This window comes from Alicyclobacillus acidoterrestris, assembly GCF_022674245.1.
Taxonomy (GTDB): domain Bacteria; phylum Bacillota; class Bacilli; order Alicyclobacillales; family Alicyclobacillaceae; genus Alicyclobacillus; species Alicyclobacillus acidoterrestris.
Window position 1 is genome coordinate 164,387 of sequence record NZ_CP080467.1, and the last position, 20,304, is coordinate 184,690.

Here is a 20,304-nt window from a genome sequence, read left to right on the forward strand (position 1 = left end):
CTAATCTTCAACTTCTGGTTGAAAAATTCCCATTGTTCCAATTATAAGGAGGGTATGAGGATGTCTGTTGCAGAGGTTCGGACTGGAGACGGTGTACCGTCTGTTGCGAAGCGATCCATGATTGGAGGCGTCATCAGTCTACTAATTGACAGTTACGATATTTATTTGCCCGCATTTGTCCTTCCGGCAGCCATGGGGTATTTCGAACCCGATACCTTACCTGACTCTGCCAAGGTTACCTTAAGTACGCTGATTTTTACGGTTACGTTGCTAGCTCGTCCCATCGGCGGGCCGATTCTTGGCAACTTGAGCGACAAGATTGGTCGAAAGCGCGTGACGATGATAGCCGCTATTGGGTTTACTGTCACAACTTTTCTTATTGGCGTACTCCCTGGTTATGCCCAGTGGGGATATGGGGCCATCATTGCACTCATTGCGTTGCGATTGATTGACGGTATCTTCCTTGGCGGGGGCTATGCCGGGCCAGTTCCGTTGGCAATTGAACGCTCACCCAAACATTTGAGAGCGTTCATTGCCGGATTAGTCTCAGCAGGTGCTCCTGTGGCAATTGTGTTTATCAATATTGTACAGCTGTTTGTACTGAAGAACCTCTCTCAGAGTGCATTGTTATCCTGGGGATGGCGCGTGCCATTTTTCTTTGGCGCCTTTCTGGGCATTTTGTATCTCATTTATTACGCTCGTATTCCGGAACTAGAAGTCACAAAACTACCGAGCAGTGGCGATGCGAATAAGCAGCCCATCTGGCGGCTTTTGTCAGGGAGTAATATGAAGGGATTCCTTCAGGTGCTTCTTCTCATGTCTGGGATGTGGTTTGCTGCGCAAATGGCGCTGTCCTTTATGCCGGGTTTGTTGGAGGGCTATTTGCATCAGTCGGCATCGAATGTGAGCACGATGGAACTGCTAGCGAATTTGGCCACGGTCGTCGGGATGGTTGGCTATGCGGTAATCAGTCAAAAATTAGGTCGCAAGCGAGTTCTATTCTGGGTGGGGATTTCGCTGACGATAGGGGAAACACTAGCGTTTCTCTTCATGATTCTATTCGCCAAAAGTGGTGTGGGCTTCTTCGCAGTCGGCGCAATGGGGTTTATTGCGCTGTTTCTGGCCAACGCTCCTCTAGGCACGGTCATCGTTTATTTGAACGAGCGGTTTCCTGCAGATGTACGAGGTTCAGGCTATGGAACCGCCTATACTATCAGCCTCATACTCCCCGGATTGTATAGCACGTGGATTTTCTTGCTCGGGAAGTTCATGCCGTACGAATATACTGCGTTGGTCCTCATCGTGCTTGGTGGGCTTTTGTTCATTGTCGCCACTTTAATCGGACCCGAGACGAGAGACGTTGAGTTGCTTAGTGACGACTTACAGTCCAGCCAGGAACTCCTGTGATAAGGGAAAGCTTCACAAGGCTAGATAGAAAGGGGTAAACACATGAGACTTACAGCGGATGAAGAGGCTATGCTAGACGGTAAAGAGGGGCGCGCTGTTCAGCGGGCCATGGAGCTACTTGTTCAATATGGAGATGCACTTGGAGCCGAACGGCTCGTGGATACAAACAATGTGTGTGGGGCAAACGTTTTTTCTCCTGCACCTGGGCTACCAAAGTTCGAAAGCCATGATCAAATCTTCTCGCAAATGAGCTTAGATAGCGATGAAACTTTTGAAATTCCTCACGTGAAGGCATACAGTTGTCAACTTATTGGCAGAATGGACGCGCGTCACTGGCGATTACAAGAAATTGAGCAGGAAACGCATGATCTCATTGCGGAAAGTGAGTCGTACAATGCGGCGCACGGCATCCAACTGATGAATACATGTACGCCGTATCAGGTAGGGAATGTACCTGTGAAAGGCGAGCATTGTGCATGGATGGAATCCTCCGCCGTCGTATATATCAACTCCGTGCTTGGCGCGAGAACGAACGTGGAAGGTCGTGAAAGCACTGCGGCGGCGATGCTGACAGGCAAAATCCCATACTGGGGTTACCATTTGCATGAGCAGCGAGCGGGAACACACTATGTAGACGTGCAGTTCCCCGTGCAGGATTTTATGGATTGGGGAATATTGGGTTACTACGTTGGGAAGATGGTTGGGGATAAGGTGCCTGTTTTAGATCATGTGAACAGTACGCCAAACTTATCGCAGTTGAAGCATTTCGGTGCCGCCGCATCCACATCCGGCGGCGTGGAACTATATCATATTCCCGGTATTACCGCAGAAGCTAGAACCGTCGAGGAAGCGTTTCAGGGGCATCCAATTCAGGCGCGGTTCTCGTTTGGGCAGCAGGAGAGATTGCAGGTATATGAAGAGTTAAACAGTACAGCCAGGGATCCGCATGTAGATCTCGTCATGTTAGGTTGCCCTCACGCAAATATCCAACAGATATGGGAGATTTGCAATCTCTTAGATGGAAAGACGGTGCACAGTAATACGGAGCTTTGGATTTTTACACCTCATCCGATTCGGGAACTGGCTGATCGCAATGGATATACAAAAATAATGGAGAACGCAGGTGCAGTACTGATGAGTGACACCTGTCCTGCTATCGGGAGATTTTTACCGAAAGGTACCAAGGTAATCGCTACGGATTCGGCAAAGCAAGTCCACTATCTACCTGCGATTATGAAGGTGCAAGGCTGGTTTGGTTCCACGAAGGACTGCGTAAACGCGGCGATAACGGGTCGATGGACAGGGGGGATTTCATGAATTCCGTGATATTGCGTGGGCGACCGATAGTTGGTGGGTATGCGGAAGGTGAGGCACTGGTAACCAGCCAAGAGATATCAGGATGGGGAGGCGTCGAGGCTGCAAGTGGTACCATCATTGAATCGAGGCATGAGTTGCGAGGGGAGTCTTTCAAGGGAAAAGTCCTGGTGTTTCCCGGCGCAAAAGGTTCCTCAGGGTGGTCGGGGATATTTCACACAGCGCGCCTAGCGGGGGCGGCACCGAAGGCGATGTTGTTCAATACGATGACAAGTAAAGCTGCCCTGGGGGCGATTGTGACGCGCGTACCAGCGATTACAGATTTTGACCAAGACCCACTTTCTGTGATTCATACGGGGGACTGGTTAAAGATAGACGGTGACCGTGGCGTTGTAGAAGTGATCAAGCGTGGCGACTCGCCGCGTACCCAAGTTTGACTTTGTGATGATGTGCCTCCATTGGACACGTCAGTGGAGGCACATTTGGTTTCCAGGCGTTGTGAACAGGGAGATTGCGCGGATACGGTCGACACTTTACCCCTCCGTCGCGAGTTCTTTTAACTTCCTCCATAGCGTTGCCCGACTGATGCCAAGGTGCTTGGCGGTCAGATCTTTATTCCCTTCAAACGCCTCTAGTCGGCGAAGGATGACGTGCCGCTCGATATCCTCTAGCGTTCCATCCAAAATAGGGAACAGATTAGGCTCTCGTTCACGCGGGGGGCTTGTCGCGTCATCACTTGCGGATAACTCTTCTACAATCTCTTGCAGCACCTGTTCTTGAGGAATGTCTGCGTTGAACAACACGACGATGCGCTCTAGTACATTTTCGAGTTGCCGGATATTGCCCGGCCACGTGAACCGCGTCAATTGGTCAATGAATGACTTGGCCAATTGTGGTTTCGGACGTTCATATCGCTTGCAGATATTTGTCAATAAGGCATCCACGAGCAGCGGGATGTCTTCTTTGCGCGCCCGAAGCGGTGGGATGTGTATGGTCAGGATGTTGAGTCGGTAGAACAAGTCTGCACGAAACTTTCCACTTTGAATGTCAGATTGTAAGTCTCTGTGTGTAGCCGCGATAATTCGCACGTCGACAGGAATAATGGCACTTCCGCCGATGCGCATGACCTCGCGTTCTTGAATCACGCGCAGGAGCCGTGACTGCAAATCAAGTGGCATTTCACCAATTTCGTCGAGAAAGATGGTACCAGTATGTGCAAGTTCAAAGAGCCCAGCCTTGCCATTGCGATTTGCACCAGTAAAGGCGCCTGGCTCATATCCAAATAATTCGCTTTCAAGCAGGTTGCCAGGCAGCGCAGCGCAGTTGATGGGGACGAACGGTCGGTTCTTTCGGTTACTGTGGTTATGGATACTCTGGGCGATTAATTCTTTGCCTGTGCCGGTCTCGCCGAGCAGGAGCGTGGTAGAGTCGGCCTTGCTGAAGTGTCTTATTTTTTCTATGACAATCTTCATGTTTGGGGAGACTGCCGCGATATCCTGAAGACTACGTTTTGCGACGAATCCGGTGTGGCTCAATTTTCGGCGGATAGTTTGTTCGAGTTTTTGAATTTGTGTCACGTCCTGCATCGTGAGCACCCATCCGATCGGGTCACCCGCCACTGTAATCCGGCGTTTGGACACCGACAAAATGAAATTGCGAACCTGTACAATTTCTTCTCGAAATTCTTCGGACTGATAGATGAGTTTCAATAGGTTTGGTTCGTTTTGGAGGACCTCGGAAATGGGGTAATTGAGGATATCATCGCGATCTTGGCAGAGCAAATGGGTGGCCCGGTGGTTTGCAAGCAGCACTTGTGACTCATTTGAAATAATCAGGATGGCATCCTGAGCGGTTTCCAACACCATTCGAAACTGTTCATTTTTAGTACTTTCAAGAAAGCGGGCGCGGATGATATTTTCGGCGAGATCGATAGCTTCCTGGACACTCGCGCTGGAGGGCATCAGTTTAATCCCTGGTAGCCCGAATCGTTTGGCGTAGTCGACAGACATCCCGTCACCGACGATACATTCCATCCCGTCCGAGATAGCTTGGCGGACACGCAGATCTAAATCGTCTTCGTATGAGAACACTGGGTAGATTTGAATGTCGATGTAACGACCTAATTCCCGGTAATCACAGATGATATTTTCAACGCCGATTAAGCCGATACGCTGGTATTTCCTTTTCAAATGGTGAACCGTCCTTAAAATGTCGAGGATGGTCATTTTGACTTCGACAACGGGGATGCTGACCTTTTGTTTCAAAAGGGTCGCTTGTCCGCCTCGCGTGATAATGACTTCAGCCCCGCGGGCTTCCTCCTGCTGGGCGATGGGGACGGTTTCCTCGAAGGGGAAGTCGCGGTCATCTTGTGGTGCGTAAATTTTCAAATGATGTTCGCCTACAACGGTGCGAACGGTATCAGCGAATTCCTTTGAAGGTGCTATGACCACGATTTTGCTCATGTTAACTCCCCTCAAGACGCTTTATTTGACTCAAAATGAGACGCTACGTTTCATTTTGCTACGATTGTATCAACTTGAACAAGCGTTGCGCTACCCCCGTTGTTTTGATATTTGAAAGCGTTCACTTTTGAATGCCACGAAGATCATCGTCACTTCGCGGAAATCGCGACGTTTTTGTAGGCGCCAAAAAATATTTGAGTTTTTCCGTATCCCACCCATCCTTTTGGCACGGTTCTTGCTTCATATCTTTGTGTAAGGCCGAGGGGGTGAAATGGTGGAATTCAATCAATCAGAGATCGCACAACAGTTGATTGACACGGGGAAATACATGTTGGCCAATCAACTCGCGTGGGGGACGTCCGGCAATTTGAGTGCGAGAGTTGACGGAGAGCACATGCTGATTACGGCGTCTGGCACGGAGATGGGGAACTTGCAGATGGATGACTTCTCTTTGTGCAATTTTGTCGAAGGGACCTGGCAGGGAAGTCGCAAGCCATCCAAGGAAGTTCCGATGCACACCGCAATTTATCAAACGCGCGAGGATGCAAACGTGGTGCTACACTCGTCGCCTTTTTACACCACGTTAATCGCATCAAGCCAAGAGCCGATTGTGTCTGAGTTGTTCATCGAGACGATGTATTTTCTGGAGGACGTCGCGTATGTCGACTATTACCATCCAGGTACATCGGAGTTAGGGGATGCAGTCAAGGAACAGGCTGAAATCGCCCATGTCATTATTCTTAGAAATCATGGTGTCATCCTATTTGATGATTCGTTTGCGGATGCGAGTATGCGCTTGGAAACGTTAGAGATGGCCTGTCGCATGATTGTGACGGCGAAATCGGCTGATATTCCATTGACGAAGATACCGGATAACGTGGTCAGAGACTTCTTGGAGGGTGCACGATATAAGCCGCGCAAGCGCGTGAAGCGCAAGTAACCGCGCTTCCTTCAGGTGAAAAGTGCAACAAGAGCAGGAATTTTACAGACATGAAGACATGCAAAGGAAGTGTCGCAATGAAAGCGGTTATGATAGAGAGCCCATACACAGTGGTGATTACGGACGTGGAGAGCGCGCCACTTGGCGACGACGAGGTTCGCATTCGGGTGAAGGCGGCGGGGATTTGTGGTTCTGACATTCACGCATACAAGGGTCTTCATCCATTCCGCAAACCACCAGTGATTATTGGGCATGAGGTTTCTGGAGAAGTGGTGGAGATAGGAACATCCGTAACCCGCGTCAAGGTCGGCGACAAAGTGACCGTGGAACCACAAGCTGGTTGTGGGAAATGTGAACATTGTCTGCGTGGGGACATCAACTATTGCGACAATCGCCAAGCGCCTGGCATCGGAAAGTGGTACGGTACGATGGCAGAGACCTTTGTGGCACCAGAACATGTCGTGTTTGCCCTGCCGAGTGACATGGATTATCAGGTGGGGGCATTGGCAGAACCGCTTGCTGTGGGTGTTCACGCGGTTCGTCGTGCGGGGATTGAGGTTGGAGACAAGGTCGCAGTCCTGGGCGCAGGGCCAATTGGCCTGTTGACGCTCGCGGTCGCGAAGGAAGCGGGTGCGACGACGATTCTCGCAACCGATGTTTTTGATTATTGTCTGGATACGGCTAAGAAACTCGGTGCAACGCACACCCTCAATATCGCGGGTAAAGATAATTGGGTTCAAGAAGCATTGGAGACCATTGGCGGTCAGTTTGACAAAGTGCTGATAGCTGTGGGCGTGCCTGGCATTTTGAATCAAGCGCTGACACTTGTCAAAAAGGGCGGGCGCATTGTTACCATCGCGATGTTTCATGGTGATCAATCGCTGGATATCATGCAACTTCAAGGCCAGGAAAAGGAATTGGTCGGTTGCTTCTGCTATACGCGTCAAGACACCATGGCGGCCGTTGCGTTGCTGGGGGCAAACCGAATTCTCAGTGAAGCCGTGATTACACATGTATTGCCATATGAGCAAGCTGCTGACGGTTTTAGAATGGTAGAGAAGAAAGAGGACAACCCCCTCAAGGTCCTGGTGACGTTTTAAACTGTCGAGAATGCACGTCGCGTTGAAGAAGGATAGATGATTCGATACTGATGTGGGTGTTTGGATGGGAGGGCCTAGATTGACTGAGGCGCGTGTGCTGGCGACGTATCGAATTGAGACGCCTTACCCCCTTGACTATGCTGTAGCGGTCATGGCCGGCGAGCAATCCACGGGTACATTTGTTTCTGTCCCCGGGGAAACGCCATATATCAAGCAGACATATGGGGCGAGCATCGTCCGAATTACGGAGCTAGATTCTGTACGGACGCCTTCCCTGCCAGGGGTTAAACTACCCGCTGATAAAGAGCAGGTTGTATTTCGTCGGGGTGAGGTCGTTCTTTCATTTCCATATCATAATTTTGGCGCGTCTATTCCCAATTTACTGGCGACCGTCGCCGGAAACCTTTATGAGTTAAGGGAATTTTCGGGCTTACGGTTGATGGATCTCGATTTGCCTGTTCAGTTCATTGAGAAATATCGGGGTCCACAATTTGGCATTGAGGGAACTCGAAGACTCGCCGGCGTCTATGAACGGCCGCTCGTTGGCACGATTGTGAAGCCGAGTATCGGGTTGTCGATGGACGAACTCCGCGCGCTGGTTAGGGAGCTTGCGCTTTCTGGCATTGACTTCATTAAGGATGATGAACTCAACGCAAATCCCCCGTATGCGCCGCTCAAAGTAAGAGTTCAGGCTGTGATGGAGGAAATTGAGCGGGCTGCTGATCAGACGGGCAAAAAAACGATGTACGCGTTCAATATCACTGGTGATATGGATGAACTTCGGGAAAATCATGATATGGTGGTTCAAGCTGGCGGGAACTGTGTCATGGTGGGCATCAACAGCGTGGGCTTTGCTGGTGTATCGTATTTGCGCCAGTTTGCAGAGGTGCCGATTCACGGGCATCGCAACTAATGGGGGGCGATGACTCGATGCCCGTCCTTGGGGATGGAGTTCCGGGTGTATCAAAAGTTGGCCCGTTTAGCGGGGGTCGATCATCTGCATACGAACGGCCTAAACAATAAATTTTTTGAGTCGAACGATTCCGTTGTTCAATCCGTTCAAGACTGTTTGACACCAATGTTCGGAGACGACACGGTGATGCCAGTGCTCTCTTCAGGGCAATGGGCTGGAACAGCGGTTGAAACCTATCAAGCGATTCAAACAGTAGATGTCTTGCACTTGGCTGGTGGGGCCATTATGGCGCATCCCGGCGGTATTGCAGCGGGCGTGGAAAGTATGAAGCAAGGTTGGGAAGCGGCTTTGCAAGGGCACCCCTTAGAGGCGTACGCTGCGACCCATGTCGAGCTCTCACAGGCGATGGAGAAGTTTACCCGTTCTTGATGAAAACAGATTAATTTTACTTTTCTTGTAAGCGCTTAACAGAATGTGAATATAGGCGGTGTCAGAGATGCAAGCAAATCAGGTGAAAACCGAGGGAAACGTGCAGAAACAAGCACGGTTGCGCGTTCCGGGATTGCGTTGGTGGATGTTTAGTTTCTTCATCCTAGTCATGATTATCAATTATATTGATAGATCTTCGCTGTCGATTGCCATGCCGTTGATTGGCAAGGATCTTCATATTAGTTCATTGACCACGGGGATTATCCTCAGCTCGTTTGGTTGGACATATGCCCTGATGCAGTTGCCCGGGGGCTGGCTCGTCGATAAGTTGAAACCGCGCAAAGTGGTCTCTACCAGTCTCATTGGCTGGGGCATCATTGAAGGTCTGACTGGTTTTGTCGGTGGTGTTGCATCGCTTGTTGGCATGCGGATGCTCCTTGGCGTCTTTGAGGGACCGGTTCAGAACGGCGCGAACTCCTCACTCACGCGATGGTTGCGCAAGCATGAACGAGCTCGGGGCAGTACGTTGGTCGATGGTGGTGGCCCATTAGGGACGGCGTTTGGCGGTCTGTTGGTGACAGGTCTCATCGTCTGGTTGGGTACCTGGCGTCTTGCATTTGGTGCAGTAGGACTTCTGACAGTCCTCATCGGCGTTTTGGCTTGGGTGCTCATGCGTGACAATCCGGCCGAGCATCCCATGATTACGCAGGAGGAAGCCGCATATCTCGACAAGATTGAGACAGAGGATGGCCGCGATGAAAACGCCTACCCATCTTCTATCCATTATTTCAAGCATGCCAGTCCATGGATGTTGCTTCTGGCGTTCTTCGGTTATGATGCAGTACTTTACGGGCTTTTGACATGGGCACCTTCTTACGTCAGCAAGGTTCAACATGTGTCGTTTGGGATGACCGGGATTTGGACATTTGTGATTTTCGGTGCGGGATTCGTCGGTGAATTGTTCGCTGGTCAGTTGGCGGATAGGTTGATTCGCGCTGGCGCATCTGTCAATGCCGTGATGAGGACGTTGCTCGGATTCGCTGGCGTGGGTGTTGCGGTGGCCATCATCCTCGTGAATTACGTATCGACGCCGACCGCTGCAATTTTACTCATCAGTCTTGCGAATTTCTTCTTGCGTTGGGGTGGCTTGTACTGGAGCGTTCCGGCGCGGCTTGCGGCCAATCAACACGTTGGTCAATTGACGGGGGCTATGAACTTTTCAGGTAATGTTGCGGGGATTTTGGTGCCCATTCTCGTCGGTTGGATCGTCCAGCAGAGCGGTGGCAGTTTCGTTGGCGTCTTCGTGATGTTTGCAGTGGCCGGTTTACTGATGGCGGTATCGTCCGTGGCTATCAACTATTCGCGGAAGTTGACGTCATAAGTCGTAAATAGAACAGCACATTGGAGGTTCGACACACCATGCGGGATGATTCAATAGAGAGTGGAAAAATCGTTCTTTCGTTTTATGGAGATGACTTCACCGGATCGACCGATGCCATGGAGTCACTGACCGTACATGGCCTGCGGACCGTACTATTTCTCGATGTTCCTGACCGGGAGGTATTGGCGCGTTTCCCAGGCATTCAGTGTGTGGGCGTGGCGGGGAATAGTCGCGTGATGAACCCAAGTCAGATGGAACGCGAACTGCCGTCCATTTTCCGGGGGTTGCGGGAATTGGGCAGTGATTATGTTCATTACAAGGTTTGTTCGACGTTTGATTCCTCTGTGGAGATTGGGAATATCGCGACGGTGCTGCGCATCTCCCAAGACACCTTCAAACAGCAGTCATGGACGCCGGTGTTCGTCGCTTCGCCAGACCTTCAGCGGTATACGGTGTTCGGCAATCACTACGCCGCGATGCGCGGAGATGTCTATCGCCTTGACAGGCATCCGACGATGTCGCGTCACCCCATTACGCCGATGCATGAGGCGGATTTACGCCTCGTTTTGCAGCAGCAAGGTGCGGGGGATGTTGAACTTATCGATGTACTTCATCTCAATGGCACTCAGGCGGAAGTATGGGATATCCTCCAGCGTAAGCTGGCAAACCATCCAGAGGCGGTTGTTTTCGATGCGCTGACGAGGGAGCATGTGCAACAAGTCGGTGCCATACTCGCGCTTGCACGGCAAACGGCTGAGCCAATGTTCATTGTTGGGTCTTCCGGTGTCGGCCACGCCATTTCTGCGATTCACGGCAATTCGGACACGGTGTCGAAGCCGGCAGATAAAGACGTCGAAATGCACAAGGTGGATCAACTCCTCGTCGTATCGGGAAGTTGCTCGCCGGTCACCCAACAGCAGCTGCAGTGGGCACTGAATCATGGATTTGAGGGCATTCACCTGTCTCTGCAAGCGGTGATGGATGAAACGGACAGCAAGGCGGCGCTCCAGGACATCGTGAATCAAGCCTGTGATGCCGTACGCCATGGCAAAAGCCTGATCATGTACACAGCGCTCGGACCAGACGACCCGAGTATTCAAGAAAACCAGCGGCAAATGATCGATCGCGGTTTACAGATTTCCGACTCGGGTCGAATTCTTGGATCTTATTTGGGGGAAGTATCAAGACAGGTCATTCAAGAGACTGGGATTCGGCGATTGGTCATCTCTGGTGGCGACACGTCGAGTTATGCAACACGGCAATTGGGAATTTACGCGATGGAAATGATCACGTCGATTTCACCTGGAGCGCCACTGTGTCGCTGCTATTCTGACGATTTGCGCATCGACGGTTTGGAGCTAGCTTTAAAAGGTGGTCAGTTTGGCGGAGAAGATTATTTTACGCAGGTTTTAAACATGTAAATGGCGAGGGACGACGGGATAGCGAGGGCTATCCCGTTCGCGGCGAACGGCTTTCCAGATTAGACGGATGGGGATGCGCTTTCTTGTTTGTGACGAATTGATACTACATAATTTATTTTGAGATACTGTACTTATAGATGAGAAAGAGGAGTGGACCATCATGTCTAACTTGTTTGACAAGCGAAAGACCGTTCGCCGCTATACAGATGAGCCTGTGCCAAAAGAAGTGATTCTGGATGTGCTGAGGGACGCTCAAAAGGCGCCATCATGGGCCAATTCTCAGCCGTGGGAAGTCTATGTGGCCACAGGGGAGACGTTGGAGCGGCTTCGCAAGGCTTATTTGGAGGCATATGACAGTCAACAGGCCCCGGATGACAGCGATATGCCAAAGCCCAAAGCGTGGCCGGACTACTTGCAGGAGAGAATGAATGCGTCTTATGCGAGGGTGTTTGAGCAAAGCGGCATTTCTCGCGATGATGAGAAGGCGCGTGCCGAAAATTGGCGGAATAACTTTGCGTTCTTCAATGCACCTGTCGCTGCGTTTTTATGCCTGGACCGGTCACTCACAGAGTGGTCAACACTCGACGTGGGTATTTATGCTGGTAACCTGATGTTAGCTGCTACGCAGCATGGGCTCGGCTCCACGCCTGCGGCCAGCTCTGTGTCATACCCACATTTGCTGCGGGAAATCCTTGAAATTCCAGAGCACCACCGGATTATCGTCGGTATTATGATGGGGTATGAGGACAAAAACCATCCGTACAATCGCCCGTCCAGTATCCGGGTTCCGGTGGAAGAGACCATTCATTTCAGAGGACTTTGATGGATAGAGCTTGTCCATTCTAGATACCGTACAGATTTGGGCCCGTTGCCAATAGGCGGCGGGCCCAAACGCATGGTCGCGCGAGTGACATCCAATCAATCACCCCGATTTTTCCTGATTCTGTGCCATTTTGTGATGCATGCCTCTTCTATACGAGTTCACACCTTTGCCATACAACCTTCACAAAGAGTTCTACTGTGTGTCGAAACTGAGTCCAGTCTGTGTATGAAAAGTTAATAGTTCGTTACGCAATGTTGAATCTGCCCGATTCTCCGTTTCTTTTGCGGGTTACAGAAGTATACTGCTCTCGTAATCAGGGAGGTGTTGAGGACACTCAACATCCACTTAAGGAGGGATTCCTCTCATGGCGGTAGATTTAGCTAGATGGCAATTTGGGGTGACGACTGTCTATCACTTCCTTTTTGTCCCGCTGACCATTGGGCTTGGTTTTTTGATAGCGGTCATAGAATCCATCTATGTCGCGAAAAACGATGAGAAATACAAAAAGATGGCCCAGTTTTGGATGAAGTTTTTCTTAATTAACTTAGCAATTGGTGTTGTCACTGGAATCATGCAAGAGTTCCAGTTTGGGATGAACTGGTCCACCTATTCGCGGTTTGTTGGCGACGTCTTTGGCGCTCCGCTAGCGGTAGAAGCATTGGCAGCGTTCTTTCTAGAATCGACATTCCTCGGTGTTTGGCTATTTGGGTGGGATAGGCTTTCGAAGAAAGTCCATTTGGCCGCAATCTGGTTGGTTGCATTTGGGAGTACAATATCGGCGTTTTGGATTTTGACGGCCAATGCCTTTATGCAGGAGCCGACGGGATATGCCATTCACAATGGACATGCAGAGATGATCTCATTTGGAGCATTATTGACCAATCCGCAATTGTGGGTTGAATTTCCGCACGTATTCTTTGGTGCGATTGCGACAGGTTCTTTCTTCGTAGTTGGAATTAGCGCCTGGTATTTGCTTCGCAAACGGGCGATTGACTTATTTCGACCGTCGTTTCGGATTGCGACGGTGTTCGCACTCGTGTCGAGTATTCTCACCGTGGTGGTAGGACATGAACAGGCGCAACACGAGGTGGTCGCACAGCCGATGAAGATGGCCGCAGCGGAGGCGCTGTGGAACACGAGTCCGCTGCATGCACCAGAGACTCTGATAGCGGGCATTGACGCGGCCGGTCACCACAACACGTTCGCCATCAAGGTTCCTTATCTGTTGAGTATTCTTTCGTATAATCGTCTGTCGGGCAAAGTAGAAGGGATTAATCCTCTGCAGCATCAATATGTGCAACAATACGGGCCTGGCAATTACATTCCCAATGTCGATATTTCCTTCTGGACTTTTCGCCTCATGGTTGGTGCCGGATCACTCATGATTCTACTCAGCTTAATCGGGCTTGTGCTGTTCTGGCGCAAGCGTGAACTGAAGTACGGATGGTTCCTCAAGGCGATGGTTGCATCGATTTCTTTACCGTATATCGCGAATACAGCTGGCTGGGTTTTCACGGAAATGGGTCGCCAACCTTGGGTGGTGTACGGGCTCTTAAAAACGAGTTCCGCCGTGTCACCGACGGTATCGAACGCAAATGTGTTATTTACGCTGATTGGATTCGCGTTCGTGTACGCAGTTCTGCTCGTGATTGCGATTTTCCTGGCATACCGCACGCTCCGTCGCGGACCGGAAGACGCACCGGAACAAGAAGATAGTTCAACGCCAAACCTGCTCTTCGAGCCAACGAGGGGGAGTGCAAGTTGACGCTCAATACGCTGTGGTTTGCGCTCATTGTCACGCTGTTTACGGGCTTCTTCGTATTGGAAGGATTCGATTTTGGCGTGGGTATTCTCGCGTCCATCATCGGCAAGTCAGATAAGGAGCGGCGTTTGCTGTACAACACTATCGGCCCCTTCTGGGATGGCAACGAGGTGTGGCTGATTGCCGCCGGGGGCGCGATGTTCGCCGCATTCCCACAGTGGTACGCAACCTTGTTCAGCGGTTTTTACATCCCGTTGTTTCTGTTAATCGTGGCGCTTATGGCTCGCGGCGTCGGCTTTGAATTTCGCAGTAAGTTGATTGCGCCACGTTGGCGCAAAGCGTGGGACACGGCCATCTTCCTGGGAAGCCTGTTTCCCCCAGTCATCTGGGGCATCGCGCTGGCGAATATGATGAAGGGGGTACCTATCGACGCGCAGATGAATGACGTCGGGTCATTTTGGAGCCTCTTCAACGGGTACAGCATTGTTTGTGCCATTGCGATGGTATTGCTGTTTATGACGCACGGTGCGCTGTTTCTCACGATTAAAACGAGTGGGGACATCCAGGCACGGGCACGCGGCATCGCCCGGAAGGTAGGTTTTTGGACCACGATATTTATGTTATTCGCTGTGATTTTGAGTTATTTCTACTCGAGTATCTTTTCCAAGTCCGGTATCGATCCCGGCGCGATCGCAATCCTGGCAGGGATCTCCCTGATTTCGGTCCCGTTCTTGATTCACGCGAAAAAGGACGGCTGGGCGTTTTTGATGACGTCGAGTACCATTGTTTTTTCGACCTTGACGGTGTTTATCGATTTGTTTCCGCGGGTCTTTGTATCGTCGCTCAATCCAAACTGGAGTCTTACGATTTATAATGCGGCTTCGAATCCATACTCGCTGCGTGTGATGACCTGGATTGCCCTGACGCTGCTCCCGATTATTCTTGGCTATACGATTTGGACGTTTTGGACGTTCCGCAGACGTCTATCCTTACAAGACCACATGGAGTACTGATGCGACATGGGTATTCAGAGGCGATTGATACGCGAGATATCTTCCGTAAGGCCGCTTATGGTCTGGATGGTTGTACTTGGACTGTGCAGCAGCATCTTGTTGCTGCTGCAAGCCCATCTGATGGCTGATTGCATCGGCAGTCTGTTTTTACACGTCCCAAAGCATCGGAATTTGGTTGTCATGGTTGGCGAACTCGCGGTTGTCTTTCTCGTACGTAGTCTAGTGGGGGCGATAGCGGGCTTTGTGGCAGCCCGGTTTGCAGCGAACGCAAAACTCGATATCAGAGCCCGCTGGCTGTCCAAGCTGTTCACGTTATCTCCATTGAACATCGAACGCATGCAGACTGGGGAACTGGTCACGGCTGCGGTGAGTGGCATCGATAACTTGGAATCCTATTTGGCCCGTTACCTGCCACAATCAGTGGAAGCCGTGATGGTCCCGGTTGTCCTGCTCATAAATATTTTTCAACTCGATTGGATCTCGGCCACCCTGCTCTGCATCGCCGCCCCGCTGATTGTCTTTTTTATGATACTGCTTGGCAAGGGTGCAGACTCGATGGCCAAAAAGCAGTGGCATCTGCTGGAGAACTTATCCGCCAACTTCCTCGAATTAATCGAGGGGCTTTTGACGTTGAAGTTGTTCTCAAGGTCCGCCGACGCAAAGCGACTGCTCGCTCACATTGGAGATGCGAATCGCGTTGCCACCATGAAGACGTTGCGCGTGGCGTTTCTCTCTTCTTTTGTGTTGGAGCTATTCGCCACGCTCGGAACGGGCGCAGTTGCGCTCGCACTGGGGTTGCGGTTGCTTCACGCCGACTTAGCGTTTATCCCGGCGTTGACGGTGCTCTTGTTAGCGCCTGAATTCTTCCAACCGATTCGGGCCTTAGGCACTGAGTTTCACGCCGGACTGAATGGACTTGCGGCGGCGGAGTCGTTGTTTGCAATGCTGGACGAGCGTGAAGACGGCGCCGATGTACCGATTCCGGTTGTTTCATTCAGTGAAGTTCAGGCCATTCGTTTTGTCGACGTATGCGTTCGCTATCCTGGTCAACGAGAGGATAGTTTGCAGGAGCTCTGTTTGACGATTCATCGTGGTGAAAAAATCGCCGTTACCGGGCCGAGTGGAAGTGGCAAGACGACGTTCTTGCAGTTGCTGTCGGGGACGCTGTCTCCGTCCTCGGGCGTCATCGAAGTCGACGGTCAATCGTGCTCGACCTTGTCGTGCGCTGCGTGGAGAAACAACGTGACGCTATTGAATCAAGCGCCCTACATTTTTTCTGGAACGCTTCGCGAAAATCTCCAGATGGCGCTTCCTGGAGGGGACACAATGGCAGATAATGCGTTGCAGGAAGCCCTACTCAAGGCGGGTCTGCGCGATTGGCTACGGTCCTTGCCCGGTGGCTTGGACACCCGTATTGGCGATGGCGGTCGGCAGGTGAGCGGCGGTGAGGCACAGAGAATCGCAATTGCGAGAGCGTGGCTGCGACAATCGCCATTCTTGTTGCTTGACGAGCCAACTGCGAATCTCGATCCGCTGACTGCCGCAGAGATCGAAACAGCGATTACGGCGTTGACCGAGAATCGGACGGTGGTCGTCGTCACGCACGACCCTGGGTTCTCTCGTCGGATGGATAGAGTCATCCGGCTTGCTGGTGCGGATTCGTCAGACGAGGAGGGGACAAGGTGCAAAGATGGAACTGGATATTAAAATGGGTCGCGCCGTTTCGCTGGCGGATTGCACTGGCCGCATTGCTCGGATTTTTCGCCTTTGGCGCGAACTTCGGACTGCTCGGCGTCAGTGGATTGCTCATCAGTCGCACAGCTTTGCATCCTTTGACGATTCTCGTCGTCTACGTGCCATTGGTGGCAGTTCGCTTTTTCGGACTCTCTCGTGCGGCTTTTCGCTATACGGAGCGGTTGGTCTCGCACGATTTTGCGTTGCGATCACTATCCAGAATTCGGGTATGGTTGTTTGAAACGCTGGAACAGCGCCTTCCATTTCAAGTGACGGGCCGTACATTCGGCGATATTTTGTCTGCGGCGGTACAGGACGTCGATGCGGTTCAGTTTTTGTACATTCGCGCGCTTGCGCCGACGCTAGTCGCCGTCTTGGCCACTTGCTTGGCTTTGGCGGTGCTCGTGCCATTTGGTATCCCTATCGCTTTAACGACTATCGTTGGCCTTGTCGTCGCTGGATTGTTGTTGCCTTTTGTGCTGATTCGCTATCGGCAAGTGCTTGGCCGACGTGCACGGGAGGACAGGGCAAAAACCACCGAAATCCTCACGGATTCTGTCCGCGGGTGGAGAGAGATTAAGGCATTTGGTCAGGAATCTGCCTTTTTTGAACGGTTGATGTCCCTGGGGCAGGCCCTTCGTACAACCGATATCCGGTCGCTTGCATCACAGCGGTTTGCACAATCAATGTTTCTTCTCATCCAAGGGCTTACGGTCTGCGCTGTGCTCTTGGAATTAAAACCGCGCGTCGATAGCAGAGGTGTGCTTCCGGTTGATGTCGCAATGGTCACGCTGTTTGTATTTGCCGCGTTTGAGGCCGCTGCGCCCAGTTTTTCGGCGTTTGAGCAGGTGGGAGTCAGTTTGGCTGGTGTCGACAGATTGCGGGCGTTGGCGTCGTTTCCAGTGACGCCGTCGATTCCGGGTGAGGCGCAATACGTCAGCGGGAACTTAGCGGTAAAGGGGTTGTCGTTTCACTATGCTGAGAGCGAATCGCCCACACTGGATGACGTGTCTTTTGAAGTAGGGCACAATCAAAAAATCGCGATTGTTGGTCAAAGCGGATCCGGCAAGACCACGCTGCTCAACATACTCACCGGGCTTGTTCAGTACAGCGAGGGATCTATCCGATTGAACGGTGTTGAGCTCGCTTCTTTGAATACGGCCACGCTGCGGCGGACGTTTGCGGTTGTCTCGCAGCAAACGCATCTCTTTCGCGGCCGCGTCCGTGATAACATCGCGCTAGGATGTCCAGATGCGCCGCTTGCGCGCATTGTTGAAGTGGCGAAATTAGCCAGAATTCACGATACAATTGAAGCCATGCCGGAAGGCTACGATACAGTGCTCAGCGAGCGAGGCAATCAGCTCTCTGGGGGTGAGCGGCAGCGACTGGCGTTGGCGCGTGCGTTGCTCACCGATGCACCATTTCTCGTGTTGGATGAACCGACGAGCCACCTTGATTTGGAGAATGAGCAGGCGTTTTATCGCGGTCTGTTTGCGAGCGCACTGGGTCGCACCATGATCTTAGTGACGCACCGCTTTGCTGTCATGGAGCAGATGGATGACATTCTCGTATTGAAGCGCGGACGGATTGTGGAGCGCGGGCGTCACATAGATTTGATGCGCCAGGGTGGCTGGTATGCGAGAGGCTATCGTCAGTATATGCGGATGTCTTACGGCGACTAATAAAAAGGAGCCCACTATGTATTTTATCGGGGTAGACCTCGCGTTTTCATCCAGGAATGACACGGGGGTTGTCGTGCTTGAGGGTGCGCTCGAATCGGACTTTACAGGTCTTCGGTACATCGGCGCGGGGCTGTTCAAACAGGATGATGAGATTGCAGACTTTATCCTGCCTTACCTGCGCACTGGAGAGTGTCTGTTGGCGATAGATGCGCCGCTGATTGTCAATAACGACTTCGGGATGCGGACATGTGAGCGTTTGGTCGCAAAGGCGTTTGGCCATCGCAACTGTGCCGCGTATCCTTCGAATCGGAATAATATGGCCGGAACGCGTGGGCCACAGTTTATTCGCTACTTGTTGACGCAGGGTGTCCCCATCAAACTCGATATACCAACACTACCCATGCGATGCGGTGCAGTCCATGCGTTTGAGACATACCCGCATGCTGGCCATTTGGCGCTGTTCGATTTGCCGACTGTCTGGAAATACAAGAAGAAGTCCGGTAGGTCGTGGGACTTGTGCAGGTCAGAGATGGTGAACTACTGGCGCAAGTTGTGGGATTTGATGCCGTCTGTGATGGATGGTATTTTGGCCTGTGCACACATGGGGGATCCACTTGGAGCGCATCTGGTCGACTGGCTTTCGGTGATTCGCGCGGCGGGACCGTTGCCTGAGGTGAGGGGCGTTCGGTACAAGGCGTTTGAGGATCTGACGGACGCGTTGTTTTGTGCCTACTCGGCGGCGCATATCGCAATGGGGGCGCCAAGGCTGCTGTTTTGTGGAGCGAATCAGGATGCGCCGTGTGATGGCCATGCTGAGATGGTGCAGGATTATATCTTAGTCCCCGCATCCTCAGCACGGTCTCATCAGAGCAGTCAATAGGTCAAAGCAGTAAAAGCGGGGGCGATTTATGATCGCTCCCCGTTGTGACTTGCAAACTGCTCGGTCAGCACTTTCGACTCGAGCACCACCAAGTCGCCCTCTATGTCAACGCCGAATACCTGAACGGTATCGTCTCTGATTACACATTCGTTAAAGCAATTTGAGCAGTAATAACGATGACTTCCGATTTTTCCAAGGTCATGGTGACCACAATGTGGGCAATGCATGAATATCATCCTCTCTGCGTCTTGGTTCAACCCCTGCTTTCGTACCCTGTCGGGAACCGACAGACCTCAATGATGGACAATCTCCGCGCACTGCCAGAGAACAGCCTTACGGGAAACTGTGACTTTGATTTAGTTCGATTATAAATAAAAGGCATAGAAGACACATGATTTGTGCAAAACGCAACGTATCCTGTCTGTCCAATCAAGTGGACAGACAGCAGAATGGCATCACACGGCGGTAGTGCACCTGTTGTTATTTTAAATATGTCGATATAAACTGTGAAGTAGTCACTTCTAATGCACATTATTTCATCGAGTATACATTCTTATAAATAGTAAGGGAGTTGTTTGATTTGAAGAAGTTGCTGTCCGAGCAACACCCTGACCTGGAGAGCATTCCGTGCTCGATTGAGACCGCGCTAAATATTATTGGCGGCAAGTGGTCATTTCTCGTGCTCAAAGAGTTGTATAGCGGCACGAAACGCTATAGCGAGTTGCAGCGGGCGCTACCAAAGGTGAGTCCAAAGGCGCTTAGCAACACGCTGCGCCATTTGGAGTCGAATGGTGTGGTGGAGCGAACGGTGTATCCGACGGTGCCTGTGACGGTTGAGTATTCGTTGACGGAGAAGGGCATTGATTTTCATAGCGTACTCGTCGCGATGAAACACTGGGGAGCGAAATGGACGTAAGTCTGGGGCTTCGTAGGCATATCTGCAGTAGACTATGCGGCGCCTGCGCGAATATCAAATTGCGCTTGGCAGTATGATTTGAATAGCAGCAATCCACCGTGAAACGGCGTGCAAATGGGCACGCCGT

General features: G+C 51.5%; 15 protein-coding genes and 1 pseudogene. 15 read left to right on the top strand and 1 reads right to left on the bottom strand.

Annotated elements, in window-relative coordinates:
* Window positions 1–60: 60 nt before the first annotated feature.
* Genes K1I37_RS00730 through K1I37_RS00740 form a run of 3 tightly spaced genes read left to right on the top strand, consistent with a single transcriptional unit; the run spans window position 61 to window position 3,158 of the window.
* Entirely contained in the window at window positions 61–1,407 is a 1,347-nt protein-coding gene (locus tag K1I37_RS00730; protein ID WP_021294925.1) for an MFS transporter, read from the top strand.
* A 42-nt stretch (window positions 1,408–1,449) separates the two neighbouring features.
* Window positions 1,450–2,724 (top strand): aconitase X, encoded by a 1,275-nt coding sequence (locus tag K1I37_RS00735; RefSeq protein ID WP_021294926.1) that lies wholly within the window; start codon window positions 1,450–1,452, stop codon window positions 2,722–2,724.
* Window positions 2,721–3,158: an aconitase X swivel domain-containing protein gene (locus K1I37_RS00740; protein ID WP_021294927.1), complete on the top strand. Its 438-nt coding sequence runs from the start codon at window positions 2,721–2,723 to the stop codon at window positions 3,156–3,158. Before K1I37_RS00735 ends, K1I37_RS00740 begins: the two co-directional genes overlap by 4 nt.
* 96 nt (window positions 3,159–3,254) lie before the next feature.
* On the opposite strand, the gene K1I37_RS00745 is transcribed toward K1I37_RS00740, so the two are convergent.
* Window positions 3,255–5,183 (bottom strand): sigma-54-dependent Fis family transcriptional regulator, encoded by a 1,929-nt coding sequence (locus tag K1I37_RS00745; protein ID WP_021294928.1) that lies wholly within the window; start codon window positions 5,181–5,183, stop codon window positions 3,255–3,257.
* 274 nt (window positions 5,184–5,457) lie between these two features.
* On the opposite strand from K1I37_RS00745, the gene K1I37_RS00750 reads away from it, so the two are divergent.
* The 12 genes and pseudogenes from K1I37_RS00750 to K1I37_RS00805 all read left to right on the top strand — a co-directional run bounded on the left by K1I37_RS00750 (window position 5,458) and on the right by K1I37_RS00805 (window position 20,177).
* A complete protein-coding gene (locus K1I37_RS00750) occupies window positions 5,458–6,123 on the top strand; it encodes a class II aldolase/adducin family protein (protein WP_021294929.1) in 666 nt (221 codons plus the stop codon).
* Window positions 6,124–6,200: 77 nt separating this feature from the next.
* Complete coding sequence (locus K1I37_RS00755) at window positions 6,201–7,223, top strand: zinc-dependent alcohol dehydrogenase (RefSeq protein ID WP_021294930.1); 1,023 nt, start codon at window positions 6,201–6,203, stop codon at window positions 7,221–7,223.
* Window positions 7,224–7,317: 94 nt separating this feature from the next.
* A pseudogene (locus K1I37_RS00760) lies at window positions 7,318–8,565 on the top strand (ribulose-bisphosphate carboxylase large subunit family protein).
* Between the two features lie 67 nt (window positions 8,566–8,632).
* Window positions 8,633–9,946 (top strand): MFS transporter, encoded by a 1,314-nt coding sequence (locus K1I37_RS00765; protein WP_021294933.1) that lies wholly within the window; start codon window positions 8,633–8,635, stop codon window positions 9,944–9,946.
* Window positions 9,947–9,984: 38 nt separating this feature from the next.
* A complete protein-coding gene (locus K1I37_RS00770) occupies window positions 9,985–11,367 on the top strand; it encodes a four-carbon acid sugar kinase family protein (RefSeq protein WP_021294934.1) in 1,383 nt (460 codons plus the stop codon).
* 160 nt (window positions 11,368–11,527) lie between these two features.
* On the top strand, window positions 11,528–12,190 hold the full coding sequence (locus K1I37_RS00775) for a nitroreductase (RefSeq protein WP_021294935.1): 663 nt from the start codon (window positions 11,528–11,530) through the stop codon (window positions 12,188–12,190).
* 364 nt (window positions 12,191–12,554) lie between these two features.
* Complete coding sequence (locus K1I37_RS00780; RefSeq protein ID WP_021294936.1) at window positions 12,555–13,955, top strand: cytochrome ubiquinol oxidase subunit I; 1,401 nt, start codon at window positions 12,555–12,557, stop codon at window positions 13,953–13,955.
* Window positions 13,952–14,965 (top strand): cytochrome d ubiquinol oxidase subunit II, encoded by a 1,014-nt coding sequence (cydB, locus tag K1I37_RS00785; RefSeq protein ID WP_021294937.1) that lies wholly within the window; start codon window positions 13,952–13,954, stop codon window positions 14,963–14,965. Before K1I37_RS00780 ends, cydB begins: the two co-directional genes overlap by 4 nt.
* 6 nt (window positions 14,966–14,971) lie before the next feature.
* Window positions 14,972–16,672: a thiol reductant ABC exporter subunit CydD gene (cydD, locus tag K1I37_RS00790; protein ID WP_021294938.1), complete on the top strand. Its 1,701-nt coding sequence runs from the start codon at window positions 14,972–14,974 to the stop codon at window positions 16,670–16,672.
* Window positions 16,648–18,381, top strand: coding sequence for a thiol reductant ABC exporter subunit CydC (gene cydC / locus K1I37_RS00795; RefSeq protein WP_021294939.1), 1,734 nt, complete (start codon window positions 16,648–16,650; stop codon window positions 18,379–18,381). Before cydD ends, cydC begins: the two co-directional genes overlap by 25 nt.
* 16 nt (window positions 18,382–18,397) lie before the next feature.
* A complete protein-coding gene (locus K1I37_RS00800) occupies window positions 18,398–19,261 on the top strand; it encodes a DUF429 domain-containing protein (RefSeq protein WP_021294940.1) in 864 nt (287 codons plus the stop codon).
* Window positions 19,262–19,841: 580 nt separating this feature from the next.
* Window positions 19,842–20,177 (top strand): winged helix-turn-helix transcriptional regulator, encoded by a 336-nt coding sequence (locus K1I37_RS00805; protein ID WP_021294941.1) that lies wholly within the window; start codon window positions 19,842–19,844, stop codon window positions 20,175–20,177.
* Window positions 20,178–20,304: the final 127 nt, after the last annotated feature.

Coding starts and splice junctions, on each gene's coding strand:
- K1I37_RS00730 (WP_021294925.1), top strand. CDS start 61: ATGTCTGTTGCAGAGGTTCGGACTGGAGACGGTGTACCGTCTGTTGCG.
- K1I37_RS00735 (WP_021294926.1), top strand. CDS start 1,450: ATGAGACTTACAGCGGATGAAGAGGCTATGCTAGACGGTAAAGAGGGG.
- K1I37_RS00740 (WP_021294927.1), top strand. CDS start 2,721: ATGAATTCCGTGATATTGCGTGGGCGACCGATAGTTGGTGGGTATGCG.
- K1I37_RS00745 (WP_021294928.1), bottom strand. CDS start 5,183: ATGAGCAAAATCGTGGTCATAGCACCTTCAAAGGAATTCGCTGATACC.
- K1I37_RS00755 (WP_021294930.1), top strand. CDS start 6,201: ATGAAAGCGGTTATGATAGAGAGCCCATACACAGTGGTGATTACGGAC.
- K1I37_RS00765 (WP_021294933.1), top strand. CDS start 8,633: ATGCAAGCAAATCAGGTGAAAACCGAGGGAAACGTGCAGAAACAAGCA.
- K1I37_RS00770 (WP_021294934.1), top strand. CDS start 9,985: ATGCGGGATGATTCAATAGAGAGTGGAAAAATCGTTCTTTCGTTTTAT.
- K1I37_RS00775 (WP_021294935.1), top strand. CDS start 11,528: ATGTCTAACTTGTTTGACAAGCGAAAGACCGTTCGCCGCTATACAGAT.
- K1I37_RS00780 (WP_021294936.1), top strand. CDS start 12,555: ATGGCGGTAGATTTAGCTAGATGGCAATTTGGGGTGACGACTGTCTAT.
- cydD (WP_021294938.1), top strand. CDS start 14,972: ATGGGTATTCAGAGGCGATTGATACGCGAGATATCTTCCGTAAGGCCG.
- K1I37_RS00800 (WP_021294940.1), top strand. CDS start 18,398: ATGTATTTTATCGGGGTAGACCTCGCGTTTTCATCCAGGAATGACACG.